Below are 2,664 nucleotides of genomic sequence, written 5' to 3'. Positions count from 1 at the left end.
GGATCTGGGGCAATTGCGGATGCTGGCCTTGATTGGGGTGGTGTTTTTCTTGGTGCGCGGCGCTTTTCAGTATGGCCAAGACACCCTGATGGCGAGGGCCTCCTTGCAAATGGTTTTGGAATTGCGCCAACAGATTTATGCCCACCTGCAGGCACTGGATGTGGACTATTTTTCCGGCAGCCGCACCGGCGATCTGGTCTATCGCCTCACGGGGGATCTGGATCGGGTGGGAGAGGTGGTGCAACGATTTTTCCATCGCTTCATCCCCAGCGTGCTCACCATCTTGGCGGTGGTGGCCTACCTGTTCTATCTCAACGGCATTCTCACCTTGACCACCTTGCTGATCGCCCCCCTGATGGGAGCCTTGATCAGTTGGTTTGGGGATCGCCTTTTGTTTCGCTCCCGCCTCAACCAAGAGAAGATGTCGGATTTGGCCGCCCTCTTGACTGAAGTGTTTGCTGGCATCAGCCTCACTCGCGCCTTTGCGGCTGAGGACTACGAAATTCGCCGCTTCAGTGCCATTGCCGAAAGCAACCGCCTGGCCCGGTTTCAGACCGAACAGGTGAAAGCCATTCAAGACCCGGTGGTGGGTTTTCTGTACGCCATGAGCGTGTTGGGGGTGTTTTGGGTGGGCGGCTGGCAAATTAGCCAGGGCAACCTGACCGGCAGCCAGTTTCTCGGCTTCATTGCCGGTGTTGCCATGTTGATCGACCCTATTGTTCACATCACCAACAACTACAGCGAGCTGAAACAGGGTGAGGCTTCGGTGGAGCGGATTTTCGAGCTGCTAAACACCCGCTCCCAAATCCGGGAGCTGCCCGGGGCCCGCCCCATGCCTCCCATTCAGGGTTGGGTGGAGTTCGACCAAGTTTCCTTTGCCTACAAACCGGATCAGCCGGTGCTCAAACAGATCAGCTTTCAGGTGTCTCCCGGCGAGATTGTGGCCCTGGTGGGATCCTCCGGCGCCGGCAAATCCACCCTGGTGAGCCTGATTCCCCGCTTTTACGATCCCCAGCAGGGCTGCATCCGCATCGACGGCATCGACATCCGCACCGTCACCCTCAAGAGCCTGCGCCGGCAGATCGGCATTGTGCCGCAGGAGATCACCCTGTTTTCGGGAACCATTGCCAGCAACATCGCCTACGGACAAGAGCATTTTGACCTGGAAGCGGTACGCCAGGCGGCCCAGGTGGCCAACATCGACACCTTTATCGAGAGCTTGCCCGATGGCTACGCCACCCGCGTGGGAGAACGCGGGGTCACCCTCTCCGGTGGACAACGGCAACGGCTGGCCATTGCCCGCGCCGTGTTGCTCAACCCCAAGATCTTGATCCTGGACGAGGCCACCTCGGCTTTGGACAACGAGTCGGAAGCGTTGGTGCAGGAAGCACTGCAACGGCTGATGCAACGCTGTACCGTTTTTGTGATTGCCCACCGCCTCTCGACAGTGCGCACCGCCCACCGCATTTTCGTCTTGGAGCAGGGGCAATTGCTGGAGCAGGGAAATCACCGAGAATTGCTGGGCAAAGGGGGGCGCTACGCCCAGTTTCACCTGCGCCAGTTTCATTGAACCCTTGGCCTCTGGATCTCCTGGATCTCCCATGCCTGCCGGAAGGGCCGGTAAAACTCCGGATCCGCAGGCGCTCCCCCCGGGATCCCACAGATGGCCGCTGCAAATTGCACGGCTCGTTGCACCAGAACTGCCTCCGGCCATCCCCGCAATAGTCCCAGGATGGCTACGGCGCTAAACGCATCTCCCGCCCCCACCGTATCCACCATCTGAGGCGCGGGCACTGGGTCGGCCCGATGGATCTGAGTAGGGGTGATCAGCAGCGCGCCTGCCGCTCCCAAGGTCAGAAATAGACCTTTCAGGTTCAGATGAGCCTGGAGGATCTGTCCTTGCTCCAGCAGGTCTCCAGGAGGGATCCCTTCCAGTTGGGCCACTTGCTCCAGCTCTGCCTGGTTCAGCTTCAGCCAATCACAGGTGCGCAGCATCTCCTGGATGGCGTCTGGATGCCACCAGGGATCCCGCAGGTTGAGATCCAGAAACACGGGACAGCCCAAAGCGGGGATCCCCTCTTGAAAGTGGCGATGGGCTGCCTCCCGGCGGGCTGCCAAGCTGCCCCGGTAGAGCAGGCTGGGCTGGAGAGCTTGCAGAGCCCCGATATCCAACTGGATGTAGTCGTAGGCTTGGTCGGGCAAGATGGCGAAGGTGGGGATCCCTTGCTCATCCAGGGTTACTTGAACCTTGCCGGTGGGGTGAACAGAATCCTGCTGCAGACCCTCCAGGCGCAGCCCCTGCCGTCGCAGTGCCCCCAGCAGCTCTCTGGCGGCCTCGTCTTGGCCAACACGACTGAGCAAGAGGGGATCGGATCCCAGCCCCTTGAGGTTCCAAGCCACATTCAAAGCTGCTCCGCCCAGCACAATCTCTGTGGGGAAGCAGTCGAAAAGCACCTCCCCCAAGATGAGCGGCAAACCCAGGGGCACATGAGAGGGATCCATCTTGAGCACTCAGCTAGAAATCGCAGGAGCCCCGTGCTGTACCGGTAGGATCAGTGTCGAGAGGAAAGTCCGCCTCCATGGTTATAATTGTACTGCGGACACCAGAAACGGTTGTTTAAGGCACTGGTAACGGTCGATTGGGGGTGCTGTAAACCACCCCAG

At 59.7% G+C, this 2,664-nt stretch carries 2 protein-coding genes; one reads left to right on the top strand and one right to left on the bottom strand.

What is annotated here, in order from left to right; all coding sequences use genetic code 11:
• On the top strand, positions 1–1,570 hold a 1,570-nt coding region (locus NW837_RS14130; protein ID WP_414332231.1), incomplete at its 5' end, for an ABC transporter ATP-binding protein.
• On the opposite strand, the gene NW837_RS14125 is transcribed toward NW837_RS14130, so the two are convergent.
• A complete protein-coding gene (locus tag NW837_RS14125; RefSeq protein ID WP_414332230.1) occupies positions 1,564–2,502 on the bottom strand; it encodes a carbohydrate kinase family protein in 939 nt (312 codons plus the stop codon). The genes NW837_RS14130 and NW837_RS14125 overlap by 7 nt on opposite strands.
• Positions 2,503–2,664 lie beyond the last annotated feature (162 nt).

Origin of the sequence: Synechococcus sp. R6-10, from assembly GCF_047461815.1 — a bacterium.
In the GTDB taxonomy this organism is placed as follows: domain Bacteria; phylum Cyanobacteriota; class Cyanobacteriia; order Thermostichales; family Thermostichaceae; genus Thermostichus.
This window is presented reverse-complemented; position numbering and strand designations above follow the sequence as displayed.

What these genes read in the sequence shown, in the direction of transcription:
- NW837_RS14125 (WP_414332230.1), bottom strand. Translation starts at nt 2,502, where the DNA reads ATGGATCCCTCTCATGTGCCCCTGGGTTTGCCGCTCATCTTGGGGGAG.